The sequence below is a fragment of the Streptomyces sp. WELS2 genome, assembly GCF_013870595.1.
In the GTDB taxonomy this organism is placed as follows: Bacteria; Actinomycetota; Actinomycetes; order Streptomycetales; family Streptomycetaceae; genus Streptomyces.
On record NZ_JACBWZ010000794.1, the window covers coordinates 1 to 2795 of the forward strand.

The following is a 2795-nucleotide window of genomic DNA, read 5'->3' on the forward strand; positions in this document are numbered from 1 at the left end:
CTCCATCGACGCGACCAGGACCACCAGGTCGGCGACGCCCAGGGCGAGGCCCAGCCGGGCGCGGCCCCGGCGGGCCGTGCCGCGCCAGAGGGCGGCCACGGCGAGGACGATGGCGATCGGGCCGAGGAAGAGGTTGAGGACGAGCAGGCCGAGGAGGCCGAGGATGAAGGACGCGACGGCCATGCCGTCGGCGTCCCGGCGCGGACGCGTGTCGGTGTGGCCGGTTCGGGCCGGTGCGGTGAGGTGCATGGTGCTCAGCTCCCGGAAGACTGCGCGGCGGTCAGTCGGACGACGTGCGGCGGCGGCCGTGGCGCTCGCGGAGCGCGAAGACGCCGAGCCAGACGGCGATGACGGCGGCCAGGACGGCGCTGACGGTCAGCGGCGCGTGGGCGACGGTGCCCAGCACCACTCCGAGCAGCATGAGCGCGGCGACGAGGAACAGCATGGGATGGAATCCCCCCTCCGGTATGCCTCGTGTTCAGCCGGTGTGAAGTTTCGGTGAACAGTTGTAGTAACAGTTGTTCACTGACTTCGAGTCTAGCGCTTCCGACGGCTTTCCAATTACAGAGAACAGTTGTTAACTGGATGACATGAGTCACACCCTCGGCATCCGGCAGGCCCAGAAGCAGAAGACCCGGCAGGCGTTCCTCGACGCGGCGCTCGCCCTGCTGGAGGAGCAGAGCCTGAGCAGTCTGGGCCTGCGCGAGGTCGCCCGGGCCGTCGGGGTCGCCCCGACCGCCTTCTACCGGCACTTCCGCTCGACCGCCGACCTCGGGGTGGCCCTGGTCGACGAGGCGCTGGGCAGCCTGCATCCGATGGTGCGGACGACGGTGTCCACCACGGGAGACAGCGAGGAACGCATCGCGCGCGCCGTCGAACTGATCGCCCGTCATGTAGCCGAGTACCCCGCACACGTCCGTTTCATCGCCCGCGAACGGCACGGCGGCGTCCAGCCCGTACGGGAGGCCATCCGGGCCCAGTTGCACCGGTTCGCCGAGGAGGTGCGGACCGAACTGGCCAAGGACCGGGAGGCCGAGGGCTGGAGCGAGGACGACCTGCTGATGCTCGCGCACCTCTACGTCGACCAGATGCTCATCACCGCCTCGCTTTTCCTGGAGGCGCTGGAGGCCCCCGAGGACGAGCGGGAGCGGGTGGCCCGGCTCGCCACCCGCCAGCTGCGGCTCATCACCCTCGGCCGCTCCCACTGGCTGGACTGAACCGCCCCGCGCGCCAGGCCCCTTCAGTCCCCGTACACCGCCAGCACCGAGCGCGCCCCCGCCACGAGTTCCGCACGCGCCTCGGGCGGGTCCAGGACCTCCACCCGGTCGGAGAACGCGAGGAGCTGGCGTACCGCCCGGAGCGCCGGGTAGGCCAGCCGCGCGGTGACCCACGGGCTCACGCCGTCGTCCTCGGGCTCCGCCGTCAGCTGGGCGGCGGCCATCCGCCGGAACATGTCGGCCAGCTCGCGCCGGACCCGCACGGTGACCTCGACCCCGTCCTCCCGCTCCTCCACCCTGCGCCGCAACTCCTCCCAGACGTCGGCGAGTTCCACACCGGTCCGGCGGCGTACGGGCTCGTCCAGCAGCCGCGCCCGGCGCACCCGGTCGGCGCGGAACAGCCGGGGCCGGCCGCGCCGGTCGGCGACCAGGTACCAGACGCCGGCCTTGGCCACGAGGCCGTACGGATCGACGGTGTACGTCCGCGCCTCCCGCTCCCCGCTGTGCCGGTAGCGCAACCTCAGCCGCCGGTCGGAGAAGACCGCGTCCTGGAGCACCGCGAGGTCGGCGGCCCGCTCCGGGCCGCTCTTCCAGCGGGTGGCGTCGACCAGGACCCGGCGGCTGGTCACCTCGGCGGCGGGGCGGTGCGGGGCCGGCAGCGCGGCCATGACCTTGCGCAGGGCCGAGGCGAGCGCCGTGTCCAGGCCGAGCGCGGCGTGCGCGCCCTGTGCGGCCAGCACGAACAGGGCCCGGGACTCGTCGGCGGTCAGCCCCGTGACGTCGGTGCGGAAGCCGGCCAGCAGACCGATGCCGCCGTGCCGGCCGCGCTCGGCGTAGACCGGGACACCGGCGGCGGACAGCGCCTCGACGTCCCGGTAGATGGTGCGCACCGACACCTCCAGCCGCTCGGCGAGTTCGGGCGCGGGCACCCGGCCCCGGGTCTGCAGGAGCAGCAGGATCGACAGCAGCCGGTCGGACTTCACCGCGCCAGGGTGCCGTCGGACGGGCGAGCGTGGCAAACCTGACGGCGGATGTCAGGTTTCGGCGGGAACGTGCTTCCGAGCCGCCCGGTGCGGCGGGCCCGGCGCTCAGGCGCCCGCGCCGCGACCGGGCACCCACGACCCCTGTGAAGGAAGGCCGCCATGACCGCCGATCCCCGCCCGCTGTACACCCGCGCCACCGCCCAGGCGGCCCGGGTCATCCAGGCCGTGCGCCCCGAGCAGCTGACCGCGCCCACCCCGTGCGCCGAGTACGACGTGCGCGCGCTGCTCGGCCACATCGTCGGCGGAACCCGCCGGATCGCCGCCGTCGGCGAGACCGGTGCGGGACAGGGCGGGCCGATGACCGCCCCCGAGGTGCCCGACGACCGCTGGGCCGAGGCCTACGACGAGGTCCGGGAGCGGGCGCTGAAGGCATGGGAGAGCGACGAGCGGATGGCGTCGTCGGTGACGGTGCCCTGGGGGGAGATCTCCGGGCGGGCCGCCCTGTCGGCGTACGTCATGGAGATCGTGACGCACACCTGGGACCTGTCCGAGGCGATCGGCCGGCCGCTCGCGCTCGACCCGGAACCGGCCGAGT

The 2795-nt window shown here is 73.6% G+C and carries 5 protein-coding genes; 2 read left to right on the forward strand and 3 right to left on the reverse strand.

Going from position 1 to position 2795, the window contains the following annotated elements; genetic code table 11:
- Together H5J33_RS29910 and H5J33_RS29915 are read right to left on the reverse strand one after the other, a co-directional pair.
- The coding region (locus tag H5J33_RS29910; protein ID WP_181797919.1) for a DUF4190 domain-containing protein at positions 1-249 on the reverse strand (249 nt) is incomplete at its 3' end.
- 31 nt (positions 250-280) lie between these two features.
- Positions 281-445, reverse strand: a complete 165-nt coding sequence (locus tag H5J33_RS29915; RefSeq protein ID WP_030614499.1) for a hypothetical protein — start codon at positions 443-445, stop codon at positions 281-283.
- Positions 446-590: 145 nt separating this feature from the next.
- Here H5J33_RS29915 and H5J33_RS29920 point away from each other — a divergent pair, with 145 nt between their 5' ends.
- The gene (locus tag H5J33_RS29920) at positions 591-1217 is read left to right on the forward strand and encodes a TetR family transcriptional regulator (RefSeq protein WP_181797920.1); all 627 of its coding nucleotides are present in this window, start codon (positions 591-593) and stop codon (positions 1215-1217) included.
- Between the two features lie 23 nt (positions 1218-1240).
- Here the strand turns inward: H5J33_RS29920 and H5J33_RS29925 are convergent, their stop codons facing one another.
- Complete coding sequence (locus tag H5J33_RS29925) at positions 1241-2200, reverse strand: YafY family protein (protein WP_181797921.1); 960 nt, start codon at positions 2198-2200, stop codon at positions 1241-1243.
- A gap of 159 nt (positions 2201-2359) precedes the next feature.
- Between H5J33_RS29925 and H5J33_RS29930 the strand changes: the two genes are divergently transcribed.
- A partial coding sequence (locus H5J33_RS29930) for a TIGR03086 family metal-binding protein (protein WP_181797922.1) occupies positions 2360-2795 on the forward strand: 436 nt, incomplete at its 3' end.

Excerpts from the sequence above, each read along its gene's own strand:
- H5J33_RS29920 (WP_181797920.1), top strand. The coding sequence starts at position 591 with ATGAGTCACACCCTCGGCATCCGGCAGGCCCAGAAGCAGAAGACCCGG.
- H5J33_RS29915 (WP_030614499.1), bottom strand. The coding sequence starts at position 445 with ATGCTGTTCCTCGTCGCCGCGCTCATGCTGCTCGGAGTGGTGCTGGGC.